General features: G+C 57.7%; 15 protein-coding genes and 3 tRNA genes. 7 read left to right on the forward strand and 11 right to left on the reverse strand.

Features of this window, described 5'->3' with window-relative positions; genetic code table 11:
• Positions 1-66 precede the first annotated feature (66 nt).
• Positions 67-143, forward strand: a tRNA-Ile gene (locus ACR0AM_RS00560).
• A gap of 262 nt (positions 144-405) precedes the next feature.
• On the opposite strand, the gene ACR0AM_RS00565 is transcribed toward ACR0AM_RS00560, so the two are convergent.
• Entirely contained in the window at positions 406-1,725 is a 1,320-nt protein-coding gene (locus ACR0AM_RS00565) for an ATP-binding protein (protein WP_480621845.1), read from the reverse strand.
• A gap of 44 nt (positions 1,726-1,769) precedes the next feature.
• Between ACR0AM_RS00565 and ACR0AM_RS00570 the strand changes: the two genes are divergently transcribed.
• The 3 genes from ACR0AM_RS00570 to ACR0AM_RS00580 all read left to right on the forward strand — a co-directional run bounded on the left by ACR0AM_RS00570 (position 1,770) and on the right by ACR0AM_RS00580 (position 3,037).
• Entirely contained in the window at positions 1,770-2,684 is a 915-nt protein-coding gene (locus ACR0AM_RS00570) for an MBL fold metallo-hydrolase (RefSeq protein ID WP_480485516.1), read from the forward strand.
• A 75-nt stretch (positions 2,685-2,759) separates the two neighbouring features.
• Positions 2,760-2,834 (forward strand) — tRNA-Asn (locus ACR0AM_RS00575).
• 128 nt (positions 2,835-2,962) lie between these two features.
• Positions 2,963-3,037: transfer RNA gene (locus ACR0AM_RS00580), tRNA-Asn, on the forward strand.
• A gap of 22 nt (positions 3,038-3,059) precedes the next feature.
• On the opposite strand, the gene ACR0AM_RS00585 is transcribed toward ACR0AM_RS00580, so the two are convergent.
• The 4 genes from ACR0AM_RS00585 to zwf all read right to left on the reverse strand — a co-directional run bounded on the left by ACR0AM_RS00585 (position 3,060) and on the right by zwf (position 8,602).
• Positions 3,060-4,679: a long-chain-fatty-acid--CoA ligase gene (locus ACR0AM_RS00585; protein WP_480621846.1), complete on the reverse strand. Its 1,620-nt coding sequence runs from the start codon at positions 4,677-4,679 to the stop codon at positions 3,060-3,062.
• Positions 4,680-4,864: 185 nt separating this feature from the next.
• Positions 4,865-6,475: a glucose-6-phosphate isomerase gene (gene pgi, locus ACR0AM_RS00590; RefSeq protein WP_480621847.1), complete on the reverse strand. Its 1,611-nt coding sequence runs from the start codon at positions 6,473-6,475 to the stop codon at positions 4,865-4,867.
• Between the two features lie 4 nt (positions 6,476-6,479).
• The gene (gene pgl, locus ACR0AM_RS00595; protein ID WP_480621848.1) at positions 6,480-7,151 is read right to left on the reverse strand and encodes a 6-phosphogluconolactonase; all 672 of its coding nucleotides are present in this window, start codon (positions 7,149-7,151) and stop codon (positions 6,480-6,482) included.
• Positions 7,148-8,602 carry a glucose-6-phosphate dehydrogenase gene (gene zwf, locus ACR0AM_RS00600; protein WP_480621849.1) on the reverse strand — a complete coding sequence of 485 codons (1,455 nt, stop codon included), beginning with the start codon at positions 8,600-8,602 and terminating at the stop codon, positions 7,148-7,150. Before zwf ends, pgl begins: the two co-directional genes overlap by 4 nt.
• A 163-nt stretch (positions 8,603-8,765) precedes the next feature.
• Between zwf and ACR0AM_RS00605 the strand changes: the two genes are divergently transcribed.
• Complete coding sequence (locus tag ACR0AM_RS00605) at positions 8,766-9,719, forward strand: radical SAM protein (protein WP_480621850.1); 954 nt, start codon at positions 8,766-8,768, stop codon at positions 9,717-9,719.
• Positions 9,720-9,830: 111 nt separating this feature from the next.
• On the opposite strand, the gene ACR0AM_RS00610 is transcribed toward ACR0AM_RS00605, so the two are convergent.
• A complete protein-coding gene (locus ACR0AM_RS00610) occupies positions 9,831-10,100 on the reverse strand; it encodes an usg protein (protein WP_267366492.1) in 270 nt (89 codons plus the stop codon).
• Between the two features lie 192 nt (positions 10,101-10,292).
• Between ACR0AM_RS00610 and gyrA the strand changes: the two genes are divergently transcribed.
• Positions 10,293-13,013 carry a DNA gyrase subunit A gene (gene gyrA / locus ACR0AM_RS00615; protein WP_480621851.1) on the forward strand — a complete coding sequence of 907 codons (2,721 nt, stop codon included), beginning with the start codon at positions 10,293-10,295 and terminating at the stop codon, positions 13,011-13,013.
• A gap of 42 nt (positions 13,014-13,055) precedes the next feature.
• On the opposite strand, the gene yghX is transcribed toward gyrA, so the two are convergent.
• The 4 genes from yghX to ACR0AM_RS00635 form a co-directional block, all read right to left on the reverse strand.
• Complete coding sequence (gene yghX / locus ACR0AM_RS00620; protein WP_480621852.1) at positions 13,056-13,952, reverse strand: YghX family hydrolase; 897 nt, start codon at positions 13,950-13,952, stop codon at positions 13,056-13,058.
• Positions 13,953-14,015: 63 nt separating this feature from the next.
• Entirely contained in the window at positions 14,016-15,485 is a 1,470-nt protein-coding gene (locus ACR0AM_RS00625) for a carboxypeptidase M32 (RefSeq protein ID WP_480621853.1), read from the reverse strand.
• Positions 15,486-15,489: 4 nt separating this feature from the next.
• On the reverse strand, positions 15,490-16,635 hold the full coding sequence (gene ctaA, locus ACR0AM_RS00630; RefSeq protein WP_480621854.1) for a heme A synthase: 1,146 nt from the start codon (positions 16,633-16,635) through the stop codon (positions 15,490-15,492).
• Positions 16,636-16,694: 59 nt separating this feature from the next.
• Positions 16,695-17,438 (reverse strand): RNA methyltransferase, encoded by a 744-nt coding sequence (locus ACR0AM_RS00635; protein ID WP_480621855.1) that lies wholly within the window; start codon positions 17,436-17,438, stop codon positions 16,695-16,697.
• 154 nt (positions 17,439-17,592) lie between these two features.
• On the opposite strand from ACR0AM_RS00635, the gene ACR0AM_RS00640 reads away from it, so the two are divergent.
• On the forward strand, positions 17,593-18,213 hold the full coding sequence (locus tag ACR0AM_RS00640; protein WP_480621856.1) for a thiamine phosphate synthase: 621 nt from the start codon (positions 17,593-17,595) through the stop codon (positions 18,211-18,213).
• Here the strand turns inward: ACR0AM_RS00640 and ACR0AM_RS00645 are convergent.
• Positions 18,210-19,352, reverse strand: a complete 1,143-nt coding sequence (locus tag ACR0AM_RS00645; RefSeq protein WP_480621857.1) for a hypothetical protein — start codon at positions 19,350-19,352, stop codon at positions 18,210-18,212. The genes ACR0AM_RS00640 and ACR0AM_RS00645 overlap by 4 nt on opposite strands.
• Positions 19,353-19,446: the final 94 nt, after the last annotated feature.

A 19,446-nucleotide genomic window follows, 5' to 3' on the forward strand; every position in this document is an offset into this window, starting at 1 on the left:
TGTGGCGTTTGTTGCAACGGTCAGGCTTGACGCGGCTGTTCACCGTGATACGCAATGCGCCTAGGCGGGCCTGTAGCTCAATTGGTTAGAGCAGAGCGCTCATAACGCTTTGGTTGGGGGTTCGAGTCCCTCCGGGCCTACCAAATCACCGCCACTTGCCTTGAACACCCCGCACATCTCACTGGTTTTGTTTGCGTTTTTGACAACAAGCATTCATCCTGTCCCGTGCAACCTGTCCAAACGCGGTTCGAATTCAAAGGCATTGGTCCAGTTCGCAGATTTCCAGTTTCGATCAAAGCGTCCTTGGGTGACAGGTCTTGCTGAAATGCTCCAAAGTCTTGTCGCGGGAATCCAGACGCACAAATAATCAAATTGGCGCAGGTTTGAACCGGTAAAGGTGTCAGTTTACCGGCCAATAATGATATCCGCGCACAAACCGCCCAAGCGTTCACTTTTGGCCAGTCTCAGGGTGCCACCATGGGCCCTTGCAACATCCGCCACGATTGCCAAACCCAAACCCACGCCACTGCCCTGATTCTGGTTGCGCGCAGGGTCGAGCCGCGTAAAGGGTTTGACGGCATCTGTGCGCTGCTCTGCGGGAATTCCAGGGCCATCATCTTCAACACGGATGCGCAATGACTTGGTGTTCAGTGACAGGCTGACCTCGGCCCGGCTGCCGTAGCGCACGGCATTGCCGATGAGGTTTTCAACGGCCCGACGAACAGCCATGGGGCGCAGCATTGCCGTTCCCTGCCCCTCGACAGCGACCAGTTCGGCTTGATGCCCGGCTCGTGTCGCGTCATCTACAATCTGTCGAACAAACTCAGCCGGATTGATTTCCTCCGGCGATCCTTCGGACGCCCCGCGTGAGAATTCGAGGAATGCATCAACCAAGGACTGCATTTCCGCAACGTCCTTTAGCAAAGGTCGTGCCTCATCCTCGGGTAACATTGCCAGTCCAAGTTTCAGGCGCGTCAGAGGCGTGCGCAGGTCATGACTGACGCCGGATAACATCAGCGTCCGTTGTTCGATCTGACGTTCGATCCGTGATCGCATATCCAGAAACGCATTCCCCGCCGCGCGTACTTCGATGGCACCGCCCGGCGAGTATGGTACGCTCCGCCCTCGTCCAAACGCCTGCGCCGCATCGGCCAGCCGTGTGATAGGGCGCAACTGGTTTCTCATGTACAAAAATGAAATCGAAGTCATGATGATCGCGAAAAACAGCATCGTCACGATCAACTGATGCGGCGCCGCTGGCGACAATCTACGCCGGTCGAAGGTCAGTTCCAGCACCCCTAGATGCGAATCCAGGTACAGACGCGCTTCGCGGCTGCTTGGCAACGCAACAGCACTCAGCTCTGGCAACCTTGCGCGAAGCTCGGCCTCGACCTGCGGCGCTATGAAGTCGTACCACCGTGGACGATCTAATTTGGGAGTTTCGTTGGGGGGCAGAAATCTGGCCTGCATTTCCAGCGCCAGAAGATCCGGGCGCACTTCGGCCAAGGCCTGGTGCTGCGTCTCGGCCCTGTCCATCATGGTGGTGATCAGCATCACTTCCCTTGAGGCTGCGCGCGTCATCTGGTCAGTGACATCTTCCAGATGCTTTTGAAGAAAGGCAACTCCTACAACCAGCAGCAACGCGATCACAGGAAGAACCAGAATCAGCGCTGCTCGGGCATAAAGGCTGCGTGGCATATATGGTTTGAGCCAGTGCGTGGACATGCGCTAAACCTAGCGGGCTGCCCGGACAAGAGAAAGAGCACAGAATGCAGGCACCAGACGAATTCAATCCACCCGCTGGTGTTGCGACAGAATTGCAACCGGGTCTTCGGCGCATTCTGGCCCCCAACCCGTCACCGATGACCTATCGCGGCACCAACACCTATCTGCTGGGCGATCGTGACATTGCCGTCATTGATCCCGGCCCCGCAAGCGAAGAGCATTTGAACGCGATCCTGAATGAACTGCGACCTGGCCAGAGAATCAGCCACATACTCGTCACGCACACACATCTGGATCACTCACCCTTGGCAGCACCCCTTGCCGCGCGAACAGGGGCTGCGATCTATGCGTTTGGTGGTCCCGAATCCGGTCGCAGCGCTGTTATGGCGACCCTTGCAGCGCGTGGATTGGCCGGAGGTGGCGAAGGCATCGACACCGCGTTTCGTCCGGATATCGAGGTTGCGGATGGTGAGGTCATCTTTGGCGATGACTGGCAGCTTGAGGTTATTCACACTCCGGGGCATCTGGGAAACCACATTGCCCTGGCATGGCAGGATACCTGTTTCACCGCCGACCATGTGATGGGATGGGCCAGTTCGCTGGTGTCACCACCGGACGGAGACCTGACCGATTTCATGACAGCCTGCCACCGCCTGCGCGCGCGCGACTGGTCGGTTTTTCACGCGGGCCACGGTGCGCCAATTTCAGACCCTGCCGCGCGATTGGACTGGCTGATCCGACACAGGCAAAACCGCGAAGCTCAGATTCTGACTGCCTTGGAGGATGCAGACGGAACGGCGCGGCAATTGGCCAAGCGTATCTACACCGACACACCCGCAACCCTGCTGCCAGCCGCGGAGCGGAACGTTTTTGCCCACCTCGTTGATCTGACTGGAAAAAAACAGGTGTCACCACACGGCGAACTATCTGCCACCGCAATTTTTCGCAGAGATCCTTGACGCCCGAAAAAAAATTTAAGTTCGCGTGCTTAACCTCTGGACGCCGGGAATCCGGATTGCTATACGCCCCTCAGTTCCGGCGTAGCTCAGCGGTAGAGCAGTTGACTGTTAATCAATTGGTCGTAGGTTCGATCCCTACCGCCGGAGCCAAAATTTCCCAATATTCAATCTTTTTCAGGGTTAGAAACCACATCGGTATTCTGAGGCTTTTTCGTTGAAAAAAATGATGGCCGCCCTCTGGACGCCGGATACTCCGGTTGCTATACGGCGCGGACCGTTCCGGCGTAGCTCAGCGGTAGAGCAGTTGACTGTTAATCAATTGGTCGTAGGTTCGATCCCTACCGCCGGAGCCAATTCACCCCGCCAGATCGCGTCTCACCCCCCAAGGGCATCCTTGAAATCCGCACGCAGGTTGCGTTTCAGCACCTTTCCGGTTGCGTTCAGCGGCAGCGCGTCAACAAAGACAACCTTGTCCGGAATCTGCCATTTGGCGATTTTCCCTTCGAAGAAGGCCAGAACCTCGTCTTCGCTTGGATTTTCCCCCTCGGCCCTTACAGCGACCAGCAACGGCCGTTCGTCCCATTTCGGGTGCGGAACACCGACCACGGCTGCAGTTGCCAGTTTCGGGTGCGCAACAGCGATGTTTTCAAGTTCGACCGAGCTGATCCACTCCCCTCCGGACTTGATGATATCCTTGGATCGGTCACGAATGGTCATGTATCCATCGGCGTCTAGCGTTGCGACATCGCCTGTGGCGAACCAACCGTCTTGCAACAGATCCTGATCCTGCATCAGGAAATAGCTGTCCAGCACCCAATGCCCCCGCACCATCAGATCGCCCTGCGTTTCACCGTCATGTGGCAGATCTTTTCCGTCATCATCCACGATTTTCAGTTCAACCCCGAAAGGAGGCCGGCCCTGACTCAGACGGATAAGGTGTTGTTCTTCAAGCGGCAGCACCAGATGTTTGGCCAATGGGCAGTTGGCCGTACCAAGTGGGCTCATCTCGCTCATTCCCCACGCATGGACCGTATCGACGCCATATTTATTCCGGAAGGTTTCCATCATCGAGGGCGGGCAAGCAGCTCCTCCGATCACGGTCCGTTCGAGGCTTTTCAAGCTCGTCCCGCATTTGGCGGCATGTGCCAACAGTCCCTGCCAGATGGTTGGCACCCCCATGGCCAGCGTCACGCCATAGGTGTCGATCAGATTAACCAGCGCCTCGCCATGCAGATCCGGGCCGGGCAAAACCAGACGCGAGCCTGACATAGCACAGGCATAAGGCGACCCCCATGCATTAACGTGGAACATAGGAACAACGGGCATCACGACATCCATCGCCGAAAAGCCGATCACGTCGCGCGTATTCGACGCGAAACTATGCAGGACCGTCGATCTGTGGGAATAAAGAACCCCCTTGGGATGGCCAGTTGTGCCCGAGGTGTAACAGAGCCCCGAGGCCGTATTTTCATCCAGTTCAGGCCAATCAAAGGCCGCGTCACCGGTTTCGGTCAGCTCATCATAGAATTTCACGTCGGGTATCTGTGCGGCGGCGTCATCATTGCGGGGGCCCATCAGAACAAAATGGCGAACATCCCTCAGCGCACCGTGCAAGGTGGCAACCAGCGGGATGAAGGTTGCATCAAAGAACAACACCCGATCCTGAGCATGGTTGATGATATAAGTCAGTTGTTCAGGAAAAAGCCTCGGATTGACCGTGTGACAGACATATCCCGCACCCGAGGTGGCATAATAGATCTCCAGATGGCGACGATTGTTCCAGGCCAGCGTCGCGACCCTGTCCTGCGGCTCCAGACCCAGCCGCGTCAGGGCCGACGCCAAACGCCGGGCGTTCACGGCTATCTCGGACCAGTTGGTTTCGGTCACTGTTCCATCCGTTTCGACCGAGATGATCTCGGTCTGGCCGTGGTAGCGCTGCGCGTGATCAATCAACGACGAAATCAGCAAAGGCTGCGTCATCATCTGTCCCAGCATGGACATCCTCCCGTCATGGGCGGGACCTTGCCTGGCCCCGGCCTGTTCCGTCTGGCACTGACAGGCAGAGGTGTTCCCTGTCACGTCAGTCCAGCCGTTTCCTAAGACGGAACCCTGCCAATCATTTAATTGTCTGACAATAAGAGAATGCAACCCACACCGATAGCGGACTACATTCCCGCCGCCTAATCCCGGTGTTTCAGTGCGTAGGCGACCAAGGCCGCGGTCGACCCATCCTTGCCCTCGGCGCTTTCTTCACCGTCCACGATGGGGCCAAGCGAATTGGCCAGTTCCTTGCCCAGCTCAACCCCCCATTGGTCGAAAGAGTTGATGCCCAGCAACACGCCTTCGACAAACACCCGGTGTTCGTAAAGCGCAATAATCTGACCCAACACAAACGGTGTTAGTTTGGGGTAAATCAACGTTGTCGAAGGACGATTACCGGGGAAAACCCGGTGCCGGGCCTGCCGGTCCCGTTCATCACCCAGATACCCCTGCTGCGCCATGCGTTGTCGCGCTTCTTCGAACGAACGGCCACGCATCAGGGCCTCGGACTGCGCCAGACAATTGGCCAAAAGCAGACGGTGGTGATGGGTCAGTTCGGGTTCGTGCCCCTCGGCCGCAACCATGAATTCGCAGGGAATGACATCCGTGCCCTGATGGATCAGCTGGTAAAACGCGTGTTGTCCATTGGTGCCCGGCTCACCCCAGACGACAGGTCCTGAAGGCATGGTCAAGGACGACCCGTCCATCGCCACGGATTTGCCATTCGATTCCATCTCCAACTGCTGGAAATAAGCGGGCAGACGCAACAACCGCTGGTCATAAGGCAGCACCGCACGGCTGGTATATCCCAGAACCTGTCGATGCCAGATGCCAACCAATGCCAGCATCACGGGCATGTTTTCATCCCAGTCAGCCGCGCGGAAGTGAAGATCCATCGCCTGCCCGCCACGTAAAAACGCGTCAAAAGCTTTTGAACCAACCGCAATCATGACCGGCAAGCCGACCGGCCCCCAAACCGAATAACGCCCACCGACCCAATCAGCGAAACCAAAAACATGCGCCTCGGGAATACCGAAGGCCTGCGTCTTGTCCAAAGCGCTGGAAACGGCGGCAAACTGACGCGTCGGATCGCCCCCGCCTTCGGACATCCACGCACGGGCGGTGCGTGCATTGGTCATCGTTTCGATTGTGGTAAAGGTTTTTGAGGCGACAACGACCAGCGTGCGCGTCGGGTCGAGCTGCCGCAACGTGTCCGCGATATGCGCCCCATCGACGTTCGAGACGTAATGCACCCGCGGCCCATCGTGATAAGGTGACAGCGCCAACGTGGCCATGACCGGGCCAAGGTCTGACCCGCCGATGCCGATATTGACCACATCGGTAAAGTTGCCCCCCGCCCCAGCGATGGCGCCGCCACGCACCTCTTCAGCGAACACGCGCATCCGTTGCAGCGTGTCCAGAACCTCGGGCATAACGTCCTGACCGTCCACCTCAACCGGCCCGCCATCAAGGTTGCGCAGGGCCGTGTGCAACACCGCGCGCCCTTCGGTCTCGTTGATCTTCTCGCCCGCAAACATCGCATCACGCCGAGACGCCAGATCAGCCACTTCACACAATTGAACGAGCGCGGATCGCACCGCATCATCAATCTGCGTTTTTGAGTAGTCGAAGACCATATCCCCGGTTGAGGCTGAAAAAGCTTCAGCCCGGTTTGCATCTGCCGCAAACAGGTCAAGGATACGACGGTCACTTTTCGACTGAGCCAGTGTTTTCAAAGCATCCAGATGCATTGCCTTACTCCGCCCAGTGTACGGTCATGCCACCAAGAACTGCGGCGATCGGTGCCTCTTCCGGCGGTAGCGACATAGCTTTTTCAAGAACGGTGCGCTTTGCCTGACCATAGATGATCAGATGTTTCGACAGCGCCCCGTCCAAGACCGGAGCGGTCAGGGAAATTCGTGCCTCTGGCTGCACTTCGGTCCGGGCAACGATCAACGTAGGTGCATCACTGCGCAAAGCTTCCTCCAGCCCTTCCATCCCCGGAAAAAGAGAGGCCGTGTGCATGTCTTCACCCATTCCCAGTACCAGCACCGACAATGGCAATACCGGCACAATCAGCGACTCGATTTCGGGCAACGCTGCCTCAGGTTCTGCACCAGGGACATAAAGCGGAATATATTGCGCCACAGAGGCCCGGTTGGTCAGCAATCTTTCGCGGATCAAACGCTCGTTAGCGCGGTCATGATCCGCTGGTACACAGCGTTCATCCGTTGGCAACACACGCACACGATCCCACTCAAGATCAGCGGCACACAGGCTGTCAAATACCGGGCCCGGAGTTGTTCCCCCCGGGACGGCCATTGCAACGGTATCATGGTGCAGCAATGCGGCCTCAAGGTCGCCCGCCAACACGTTGGCCACGTCGATGGCAAGCATTTCGCGATCAGCATATTCCTGAATTTTCATGGCTTTATCCCTTGCCAGTGGCGTCCATCACGTTTCATTAGCAGTTCAGCGTCGCCCGGCCCCGTGCTGCCGCTGTCATAAGGCTTCGGCACGTCCCCGCGCGCCAACCATCCGGCGATGATCGGATCGGTCCAGGCCCAGGCGGCCTCAACCTCATCCCCGCGCATGAACAGGGTCTGGTTTCCACGGATCACGTCCATCACCAGGCGTTCATACGCATCTGGCGGGTCCTGATTTTCGGGGCCCAGGGCTTCGGCAAAGCTCATGTCCAAGGGAACGTCGATCAGACGCATCCCACCCTGCCCCGGTTCCTTGATCGTTACCTTCAGCGTGATCCCTTCATTCGGCTGCAACCGGATCGACAACGTGTTGGCGTGACGCCCCGCTTCTTCCCCGAAAATCGAGTGCGGCGCGTCCTTGAACATCACGTTGATCACCGACGAGCGCGCCACCAGACGCTTGCCGGTGCGCAGGTAGAACGGTGTACCTGCCCAACGCCAATTGCTGATATGGGCCTTTAACGCCACATAGCTTTCGGTGGTTGATCGCAGGTTGCCAACGCAGTCCCGGTATCCCGGCCCGTCCGATCCGGCCGCAAACTGCCCCCGCACGATGTGATGCGGTTCAACCGGATTAAGCGCCCGGATCACCTTGAGCTTTTCATCCCGAACTGCGTCAGGATCGAACTTGGCCGGAGGTTCCATCGCAATCAGGCAGAGCAGCTGCATCAGGTGATTCTGCACCATATCCCGCATCGCACCCGCGCGCTCATAATAATCTTCGCGTCCTGCGATACCGACAGTTTCCGCAACCGTTATCTGGATATGGTCGACATACTGGCTGTTCCACAGCGGTTCGAACAGCATATTGCCAAAGCGGACCGCCATCAGATTCTGGACGGTTTCTTTGCCTAGATAATGGTCGATCCGGTAGATCTGATTTTCATTAAAATGCGCGGCCAGCGTGGCATTCAAGTCCCGCGCGCTTGCCAAATCATGTCCAAACGGTTTTTCGACCACGATGCGGGTTTCTTCTGTCACCAGATCATACGCCCTAACCCGCTCGGCCAATGGCCCGAACAGGCTGGGACCGACCGAGAAATAGAAAGCGCGAACCCGGTCGGGCGAGAGCTTTTCACCCAGTACATCCCAACCTTCCGTCGTCAAGGCATCCAGCGATACATAGTCGACCCGTTGCAGGAACCCGGTCAGGGCTTGCGAATCCCGGGCGCGTTCCGAAGCGTGCCGTTGCAGCGACTCAGCAACCATCTTACGAAAGGCGCCCGCCGTGTGACCGGCGCGCGCCGCTGCGATAATCCGGGCATCCTCGTGCCACTGACCCGCACAATACCGACGGAAAAGCGCAGGTAGGATCTTACGCTGCGCCAGATCACCGGTGCCGCCGAAAATGATCAGATCAAATGGATCAACAGGGATGACACGTGAAACCATGAGTTGTCCTTACCCTGACCCTTCCGGCATGTCCAATGTTAGCGCAACCAAAGCTCAATAAATCTTGTTGATCAAAACTCTGTCAGAACCCCTGCACCAGACTTACCAAATCCGCGACAAAGGGCTAGATCAGTTTGATGACTTCAACGAACCGGATGCGGGAATGAAAGACAACGCCCCTCAGCTTGCCAATATCGGCAAGTTTCAGCGTAAACTGGTAACGGCCGATGGCCAGACCCGCGCAAAGGTTTCCCTGACCAACCCTCAGACCCTGTGGTTCAACACCGGCACGCTGTGCAATATTGAATGCGTAAGCTGCTATATCGCCAGCAGCCCGACCAATGACGCACTGGTTTATATCACTGCAGACGAGGTTCGTGACTACCTGGAACAGATCGAAGCCCGCAATTGGCCAGTGCGTGAAATCGGTTTTACGGGCGGCGAGCCCTTTATGAACCCCGAGATGATCGACATGACGCGTGCCGCGCTGGAGCGTGGATACGAAGTTCTGATCCTGACAAACGCGATGGCCCCGATGATGCGCCGCAAGGTGCGCGACGGGCTGCTGGCATTGCAAAGGACTTTCAATGACAAGCTGACCCTGCGTGTTTCCGTCGATCATTACCGCGCAGAACTGCACGACCTTGAACGCGGCAAGGGGAGCTTTGAAAAAACCCTGACGGGTATGAAGTGGCTGCGCGATCACGGCTTTAACATGGCTGTTGCCGGGCGCACCGTTTGGGGTGAGTCTGACACGAAAAGTCGCGCGGGTTATGCCGCATTCTTTACAGAGCACGGCTTTGACATTGACCCGCATAACCCGGCTCGGACCGTCCTGTTCCCGGAAATGGACGAAACTGTCGAAGTTCCCGAGATTACAACGGCTTGCTGGGGAATACTGAACAAGTCACCCGATGCATTGATGTGCGCCAGCGCCCGCATGGTGGTGAAACGGAAAGGCGCTGACCGGCCTGCCGTGTTGGCCTGCACCCTGCTGCCCTACGAGCCGGAGTTCGAGATGGGGCATTCTCTGGCCGAATCCGAGGCTGACGTTCACCTGAACCACCCCCATTGTGCCAAATTCTGCGTGCTGGGCGGTGCCAGTTGCTCTAGCTGAACGATTCAGGAATTCCTGATTTCGCTTCGGACGCATCATCAGACACGCGCCGACCATTTCGCTTCAATGATTGAAGAGCATGCACCAACGGAACTTGTACTTGCCCTTCGCTCAGTTCACACGAAACTCGCCCACCATGTTGCGCCACTCACCCGGTGCGATCATTTTGCGATGGGTGAATTTGACCGAATGCAGCGGGCCTTCGATTTCGCGCTGCCAGAAGTCGATGAATTTGAACAGTTTCGGATGATCCGGCGCAAGGTCGTAATCCTGCCAGATGAACGTGTTCAAGACGTGGATATAGTCGGGCATATGATAGAAAAACTCTGCCGTTGTCAGCCCGTACCCCTTGAGCATCAATTCGGTTTCGCTTGGGTTCATGCAGACCTCCTGCTTGATACAAGGTCCATTCAAGATACCACGAAAAACTTCTAATACTTATATAACAATATGTTACTTGAGTATTACCGCGGAAAATCCCCGTAAAGGCGCTGCTTGCTTGCACCTTATGTGCCGGGTCTGATAAGATACACCCACAAGATATAGACCCAGAACAAGACACGGGCAGTTTACGTGAGCGATACGCCAGAAATTCCTGAAAACATGGATGAAACCCCGCCCGAGCGCCCAGTCTACGACGGCCCGACGGTTTCCATCGAATCCGAAATGCGCACGTCCTATCTGGACTATGCCATGTCGGTCATCGTTAGCCGCGCGATCCCTGATTTGCGCGACGGGCTGAAACCGGTGCATCGCCGCATCCTGTATGCGATGCACGAAACGGGGAACACGCACGACAAATCGTACCGCAAATCGGCCCGTCCGGTGGGCGACGTGATGGGTAAGTACCACCCGCATGGTGACAGCGCGATCTATGACGCACTGGTGCGGATGGCGCAGGATTTCTCGATGTCGCTGCCGCTGCTGGACGGTCAGGGCAACTTTGGCTCGATGGACGGCGATAACCCGGCGGCTATGCGCTACACCGAAGTGCGGATGGACAAGCCCGCCGCTTCCCTGTTGGCTGATATCGAAAAAGAAACGGTCGATTTTCAGGATAACTATGACGGCAAGGACCGGGAACCGACGGTTCTGCCGGCCCGTTTCCCGAACATGCTGGTCAATGGCGCCGGTGGTATCGCCGTGGGGATGGCGACGAACATTCCGCCGCACAACCTTGGCGAAGTGGTCGATGCGACTCTGGCGCTGATCGACGATCCCGACCTTACATCAGAACAGCTGATCGAATACATCCCCGGTCCCGACTTTCCGACCGGTGGCCTAATGCTGGGGCGTTCCGGTGCGCGCAAGGCCTATCTGGAGGGCCGTGGCAGCGTCATCATCCGCGCCAAGACCCGAGTAGAAGAAATCCGCAAGGACCGCTATGCCATCGTTGTCGACGAGATTCCCTATCAGGTGAACAAGGCCGCGATGATTGAAAAGATCGCCGAGGCCGTGCGCGAGAAGCGGATCGAAGGCGTGGCCCATGTACAGGACGAATCCGACCGCAACGGCGTACGCGTTGTGGTCGAGCTCAAACGTGACGCGACGCCCGAGGTGGTGCTGAACCAGCTCTATCGCTTTTCGCCGATGCAGACCTCCTTTGGCTGCAATATGCTGGCGCTGAATGGTGGCCGCCCAGAGCAGTTGACCCTGCGCCGGTTCCTTACCTCGTTCATCGACTTCCGTGAAGATGTCGTTGCCCGCCGCACCGCCTACGACCTGCGCAAGGCGCGCGAACGCAGTCACATCCTGTGTGGTCTGGCTGTGGCGGTGTCCAACGTCGATGAAGTGGTCGCAACGATCCGGTCGTCTGCGGACGCGGCGCAAGCGCGTGAAAAGCTGATGACCCGCCGCTGGCCTGCCTCCGAAATCGAAAGTTATCTGCGCCTGATCGACGATCCTCTGTCCAAAATGAATGACGATGGCACCTATAACCTGACCGAGGTTCAGGCCCGCGCCATTCTGGAGTTGCGCTTGCAGCGCCTGACCCAACTGGGCGTAAAAGAGGTCACGGACGAGCTGGAAGAACTGGCAGCCAAGATCAAGGAGTACCTTGATATTCTGTCCTCACGCGAACGGATCATGAGCATCATCGCTGATGAGCTGCGCAGCGTGCGTGACCAGTTCGCGGTCGACCGCCGCACTGAGATCGTCGACTGGTCTGGTGACATGGAAGACGAAGACCTGATCGAGCGCGAAGACATGGTCGTGACCATCACTTCGGGCGGCTATATCAAACGTACGCCGCTGGCAGATTTCCGCGCCCAGAAACGCGGTGGCAAGGGCCTTTCGGGGATGCAGACCAAGGAAGAGGATGTTGTTACCAACCTCTTCGTTGCAAACACCCATACACAACTGCTGTTCTTCACAACAGATGGGATGGTCTACAAGCTCAAGACCTGGCGCTTGCCCCAATCCGGGCGCACCGGCAAAGGTAAGGCCATCGTCAACATCCTTCCGATCCCAACCGGTGTTTCCATCGCCGCAATCATGCCCGTGGATGTACCGGACGAGGAATGGGAAAACCTCCAGATCGTCTTTGCCACCAGCGCGGGTGACGTGCGTCGCAACCGCTTGTCGGACTTCACCAATGTCCGGCGCAACGGCAAGATTGCGATGAAGCTGCCCGACGGCGTCGAACTGGTGAATGCGCGCATCTGTTCAGAAGACGAAGACGTGATGCTGGTCACCAATTCCGGCCGCGCGATCCGCTTCCGGACCACCGACGTGCGAGTCTTCAACTCACGCGAATCCACAGGTGTCCGGGGGATCAGGCTGATCAACGGTGACCGCGTCGTGTCGATGTCCGTGATCCGTCATTTCGAGGCGACCCCCGAAGATCGTGTGGCCTATCTCAAGATGCGACGTGCAGTTGCAGGGCTTACCGAAGAAGACGCTGGTGACGACGAGGAAGCCGCAGCAAGCAGCGATTTCAGCCAGGAAAAATATGCCGAGATGTCGGCGGCTGAAAACCTGATCCTGACCATCACCGCCGGTGGTGCTGGCAAGTTGAGTTCAAGCCACGACTACCCCGTGCGCGGACGTGGCGGCATGGGCGTAGCCGCGATGGACAAGGCGATGCGCGGTGGGGATTTGGTTGCATCCTTCCCGGTCGAGATCGACGATCAGATCATGCTGGCCACATCGAAAGGCCAATCTATCCGGGTGCCGGTCGATGGAATCTCGTTCCGCTCACGTTCCGCAGGTGGCGTGAAGGTATTCAATACCGGCAAGGGCGAAGAAGTCGTCAGCGTCGCGTGGATCGCCGATCAGGGCGACGAGGAAGAATGACAGTAACCCCGGGCACCGGTTCGACGATTCCCGGGGTTCAGTTCATGTCAGGTAGGCATTGAAAAAAGCGATGGTCCGGCTCCATGCCAGATTTGCCGCGGCTTCGTCATACCTGGGCGTCGTATCGTTGTGAAAACCGTGATTGACGTCCGGATAGAAGTGCACGCTGAATTTCTTTTGATTGGCTTTCAATGCCTCTGAATATGCTGGCCATCCAGCGTTGATACGCTCGTCCAGACCGGCATAGTGAATCATAAGAGGTGCTTCGATGGACGGAACATCTTCGGCTGGTGGTTGCCGACCGTAGAATGGCACCGAGGCCGCAAGGTCCGGATAGGCCACGGCCAAGGCGTTGCAAACACCTCCGCCATAGCAGAATCCGACAGCGCCAACCTTGCCTGTCGAAAGTTCGTGATCACGTAAAAACTCAAAAGCCGCGAAAAAATCCGCCATCAGTTTTTCCCGGTCCATCGAGCGCTGCATCTCGCGCCCTTCTTCATCAGTACCGGGATAGCCGCCAAGGTGGGACAACCCATCAGGTCCAAAAGCCAGGAAACCGGCCTTGGCCGCGCGGCGCACAACGTCCTCGATATAAGGGTTTAGACCCCGGTTCTCGTGCACGACCAGTACCGCAGGCAGTTTACCTTCGGCATTTGCCGGCATCGCCATCAGGCCGCTGGTTTCGCTATGCCCGTCCGGGCTGTCATATGCGACCACCATGGTTTGGATCGCGGGATCGTCCGGGGCCACCTGTTGAGCCCAGGCGTAATTAGGTTGCAACTGGTCCAGAATCATTGCGCCTGTCACTCCAGCAGCCGTGTATTTACCGGCTTTTGAGATGAACTCACGCTTGGACATCGTGCCGTGCACATATCCGTCGAATATCTCGAGGATACGCGGATCAAAATCACTGGCTTTCTTGCGGGCTTTTCCGGTCATCGTTGCCTCCCAGGCGATGGTATCGGTGCACCGATTCTAACGCTTGGGAGGCAATTCGGAAACTCACAAATCGTAGAGCGCGCCGAACTTGGCCTCAAGATAGCTTAGCAATGGGTCCGGTCCGGGTTCAACACCGCTGGCACGGGCAATCACCTCGCGCGGCGCATAAAGGCCGCCATGCTGCTGCACATGCTCACGCAACCAACCGGTCGCGCCGGACGTGTCGCCTCGGGCCAGTTGCGCGTCAAGATCGGGTTCAGAGACGCGCAAGGCCTGATAGAGGCACCCAGCATAGACATTGCCCAGCGAGTAGGTCGGGAAGTAACCGAACAGCCCAACCGACCAGTGCACATCCTGCAAACAACCGTTCGAGGGCTTGTCGACCGCATAACCGAAATCTGCCTTGAACCGATCATTCCAGGCGGCCTCCAGATCGCCGACCTGCAAGTCTCCGGCCATCAGCGCGCGTTCCAGATCAAACCGCAGCATGATGTGCAGATTGTATTGGACCTCATCCGCCTCGGTGCGGATATAGCCGTTATGGACGCGGTTGACCGTCGCATAAAACGCGTCCGGATCGGCAATGCCGAAATCGCCGAACGCCTCTTTCATTTGTTCGAACAACCATCCGGTAAAGGCCCGCGACCGACCCAACTGGTTTTCGTAGATCCGGCTTTGGCTTTCATGCACGCCCATCGACACGCCAGACCCGAGCGGTGTCAGGAGGTATTTCTCGTCGATCCCCTGTTCATAGGCGGCGTGGCCCACCTCGTGAATGGTGGAATAGAAACAGTTGAACGGGTCTGTTTCGCTGGTTCGCGTGGTGATGCGGACGTCAAGACCGCTGCCGGAACTGAATGGGTGAACCGCCTTGTCCACGCGGCCATTGTTCAGGTCATAGCCAAAGGCGACCGCCAGTTTTTGTGTCAGACGCATCTGGGTCTGCTCATCAAAACTGCGGTTCAGGGCAGCGGGCTCGGGCCGCTCCAGCACGGCGGCACGCAGGGCTACCAGTCGTGGGCGCATCTGGTCGAAGATATCCGCGATCTGGGCGCTGGTCGTGTAAGGTTCGTAATCTCCGACCATGGCGTCGTATACGTCGCCCCCTTGCGCCAGCGCCTCGCCTTCCTGTCGTTTCAGCGACACGACCTCTTCCAGAACCGGAAGAAAGGCCGAGACATCTTCGTCTGCGCGCGCCTGCGCCCACTTTCCCTGTGCAGCGGACGTCACACGGGCAATCGCCGTTGCCAGATCAGCAGGCACCTTCACCGCGCGATCATATGCGCGCCGGATTTCACGCATCTGCGCCTTGCCGACCTCATCCTGAGGTGCGGCCTGATCCAGCCATTCGGCAACACGAGGATCGGAACGGCGCGCGTGCAGGACAGATTCGATAGCTGCCATTTCTTCGGCGCGCTGAGGCGCTGCGCCGCGCGGCATGACGGTTTCCTGATCCCAGCCAAGCCGACCGGCGATCTGGCCCAAAGCCGAAGTTGCCCGCTGAAAGGTCATCAGTTCATTGAAAGCGGTCATAGTTTTAAACTCCGCGCACAGATGTTGCGATTGGATAAGCCGTGAGGAACCGCGCGCGCAGGATCAGCGTCCAAACGATGACGGCCATAAACTGGTGGAAGATAGCGACCTGCCATGGCGCGCCGTAAACCACGGTCACGATGCCGACGACGACCTGTAACGAAAGCGCGGCGAAAGCAGCGTTGAAGGCAAAACGCGTCTGTGGATGCGCGCTGCTGCCGCCACGCCGCCAGACGACGACGGCAAAGATGAACAGCAGATACCCCGCACAGCGATGGATGAACTGTACCAGACCGGGGCTTTCAAAGAAATTTCGCCACATCGGTTCCAACATAGTCGCATCCGGGGGCAGCACGTGCCCCCCCATCAGCGGCCAGTCGGTGTAAGACCGCCCGGCGTCGATCCCGGCGACAAGCGCGCCAATGAGTATTTGTAAAAAGGCGAAATGCATCAGCCCTGTAGACAAGGAAAACAACCTGACCTCTTTGGCCCGGCGCGCCTGCATCAGGTCACGCTCTTCCCGGCCAAGTTCAAAGATGTACCAGGCCAGAAATCCCAGGATCACAAAGGCCAGCCCCAAGTGTGTTGCCAGACGGTAACTTGCGACGGCTGTCATGCCTTCACCCTGGGTGACGCCCGAAGCCACCATCCACCAACCAACAGCGCCCTGCAGACCGCCAAGAAGACCCGGAACGATCAGCTTTCCGGTCCACCCTGTCGGGATCTTGCGGGCTGTTAGGAAGATTAGAAATCCAACGGCCCAGACCAGACCGATCATGCGACCCAACTGACGATGGCCCCATTCCCACCAATAGATGGATTTGAAGTCACCCAACTCCATCCACTGGTTCTGGATGCGCCATTGGTCAATCTGCTTGTACTTGTCGAACTCTGCCTGCCAGTCCGCCTCGGTCATCGGCGGCAAAGCTCCGGTGATCGGACGCCATTCGGTGATCGAGAGGCCGCTGTCGGTCAGGCGCGTCAGGCCGCCAACCGCGATCATCACAACGACCAGAGCAAACAGGATCATCAGCCAGATGCGGATCGCATTGCGCGCGCCGCCGCGCCCCCGGTCGATCATACCGGGTTGAACCGCCTGTTGTATTTCGGTGTTCGTGACCTCTTCGAAGATGCTGCGCTTACCGCTCATGCTGTCCTCATGTCCTGATTTCGTCGCAAGCTAGGGCTTGGGTGAAGATAGGTCCAGCCTCAGCCTTTATCCTTCCAGCGGACCATCTGCCGCATGATCCCGTGCAACATCTGCACATCGGCCCGCGTCATTCGCATCCGCGACCACAGGTTGCGCAGGTTAACCTTCATCCCTTCGGCCTTTTCGGGAGGGTAGAAGAACCCCGCCTCCTCCAGCCTGTCCTCGTAGTGCTCGACAAGTTTTTCGACCTCGACCCCAGTGGCCCAGTCGCCTTTGCCCAGGTCGGTCGACTCATGCACCACATCCGCGGTCTGGCGCATCCACTCATAGGCGGTCAGCAATACGCATTGACCAAGGTTCAGCGAGGCATATTCCGGGTTCACCGGCACCGAGATGATCGCGTTGGCCTTGGCGATGTCTTCATTCTCTAGCCCCGCGCGTTCAGGGCCGAACAGAACTGTAACCTTCTCGCCCGCAGCGATCTTTTCGGCGGCAATCCTCATTGCGTGTTCGGGGCTGTAGACAGGTTTGGTCAAGCCCCGCTGACGAGCTGTTGTGGCGAAGACAAACGTGCTGTCGGCCAGCGATCCGGCCAGATCATCAAACAACTGCGCCTCATCCAGCAAGCGCCCTGCACCGCTGGACATTGCCACCGCTTTGGGATTCGGCCAGCCGTCACGGGGGGCTACAATACGCATCCGGTCCAGCCCAAAGTTCCACATCGCCCGCGCAGCAGCGCCGATGTTTTCACCCATCTGCGGGCGCACAAGAACGAAGGAAGGCTGGGGTTTGTCGCTGGGCATGGCTCACCTTAAGAAAACTTGGCCTGCTGTAATTGGCAGGCTCTTGCAGGGCAAGGCGCAGGGGCGTTATTTGCAGGCTCTTGACCATAAAAGTTTGCTTCCCAGCCGCAATCCGCTAAACCGCGCCAAAGACTGAAAGCCGAAGGACGCGCCCATGGACACCCCCGAGCAGCCGCAGATTTACCTGATCACGCCTCCGACTATCGAGTTGAGCACGTTCACGAACAAGCTGGCGAATGTGCTGGACGGGGTCGAGATTGCCTGTATCCGCCTCGCGTTGGCCGGAAGTGACGAAGATACCATCGCTCGCGCGGCCGACGCTTGCCGTGAAGTCGCCCACGCGCGCGACGTGGCCATCGTGATCTCGAACCATGTATTGCTGGCGCAGCGTCTGGGGCTGGACGGGGTGCACCTGGATGATGCTGCACGCTCGGTCCGCACCGCGCGCAAGGAACTGGGCGCTGATGCAATCGTCGGAAGCTTTTGCGGCGCGTCGAGCCATGATGGTATGACTGCTGGCGAAAACGGAGCGGATTATGTGGCCTTCGGTCCTGTCGGCTCAGCCAAACTGAGGGATGGGACCCGCGCCGAAAAGGATCTGTTCCAATGGTGGTCCGAGATGATCGAGGTTCCGGTTGTGGCCGAAGGTGGGCTGACACCAGAATTGATCCGCGACCTGGCCCCCTGCACTGATTTCTTTGGCATTGGCGATGAGATCTGGGGCAGTGACGATCCGCTGGCGGCGCTGAAAACGCTGCTGGCGGCGTTGCCTTAACCCAGCACCCAAGGCTCGACAATCCAAAAGACACCGGCACCTGCAATCAACATCGAGGCCAGAACCGATATCCGGCCTCGGGTTCGGTGCGAGCCGCCAGAAAACAAAAGCGACAGAGCAAGCCCAGCAAGGGCCACAACAACAAGCGGCAGAATACTCCCGGCGCCAAAGCCCAGGATGGCCGGGGGCAAATGATCTGGTGGCACCCCGATCCCGATCAGGTTCGAGGCAATTACCAGACCTTGAAAACCGCCAATGGCGAGAACCGCCAACAAACGCCAGACCTGCAATCGCCGGGCAACCAGGTTCCACAGCGCCAGAACGATGGTCGAAGCAACCAGAACAGGGGCCTCGCTCACTTTTCCTGCATCCAATACGCCATACAATCCCAGCCCAAGCCCGATCAGGGCGCCCGCTGACAGGAACATCAGTTGAGATACCACCGGGCGCAATTTCAAAGACAGAAACACTAGCGCCAAAACAAGAATGGATGGCTTAATTGGGTTTCGGAGAAACTGATCGACCCCTTTTGTGAAATATGTCTGCAATGTTTGTTGCGTTGTCAGAGACGCCCCGCCTTGCAAGGGGATCAGCGGGCTGGCTTCACCGGCAGCCAAATACCCGGTGTATGGCGCCGCGACATTTTGCTGTCGCAGAACGATTGGTCCGCTTTCTGACGGCCAGGTCAGACGCAGGTTTGACGCCTGATCGGGCAAAGGTGCAGTCAGCAACAGCTTGGATATGCGTACTTTTCCCGTATCCCCCACTACAGGAATACGCACACCTTCATAAGACAAACTCAATCGCTCTGGTGCCTCTACCACAAGATTTTGTTTCCAGAGATGAACGAACTCTCTGATCTGGGGTTCCAGCTCAGACGAAACCATTCGCCGCAAGGATTTGTAGTTTGGATCGTCGGAAAACGCAGCGGGCTGCGCGGGATTGTTCCCGGTCAACATGGCCTCGGCATTCCATTTCAACTCAAGAAACAGAGTGTTGGACTTGATCCAGAAATCAACAACGGTCGGCGGGGCGGATTGCGCCCTGCCCGATCCGGGATATAAAGTTGCAAGAACAAAAAAACTCAGGGCACAGGTTTTGAGGGTTCGAAAGATGGCGCGGAAAGCAGGGCCATTCATACGAAAAGCTCCAACAGGAAAATCAAATCACCAATCATTGCTTTCGATTGTTCCCGCGAAGGCCGCAGATCGCAAGCCCAAAGGGTATATCGGA

This window comes from Ruegeria sp. AD9, assembly GCF_056542305.1.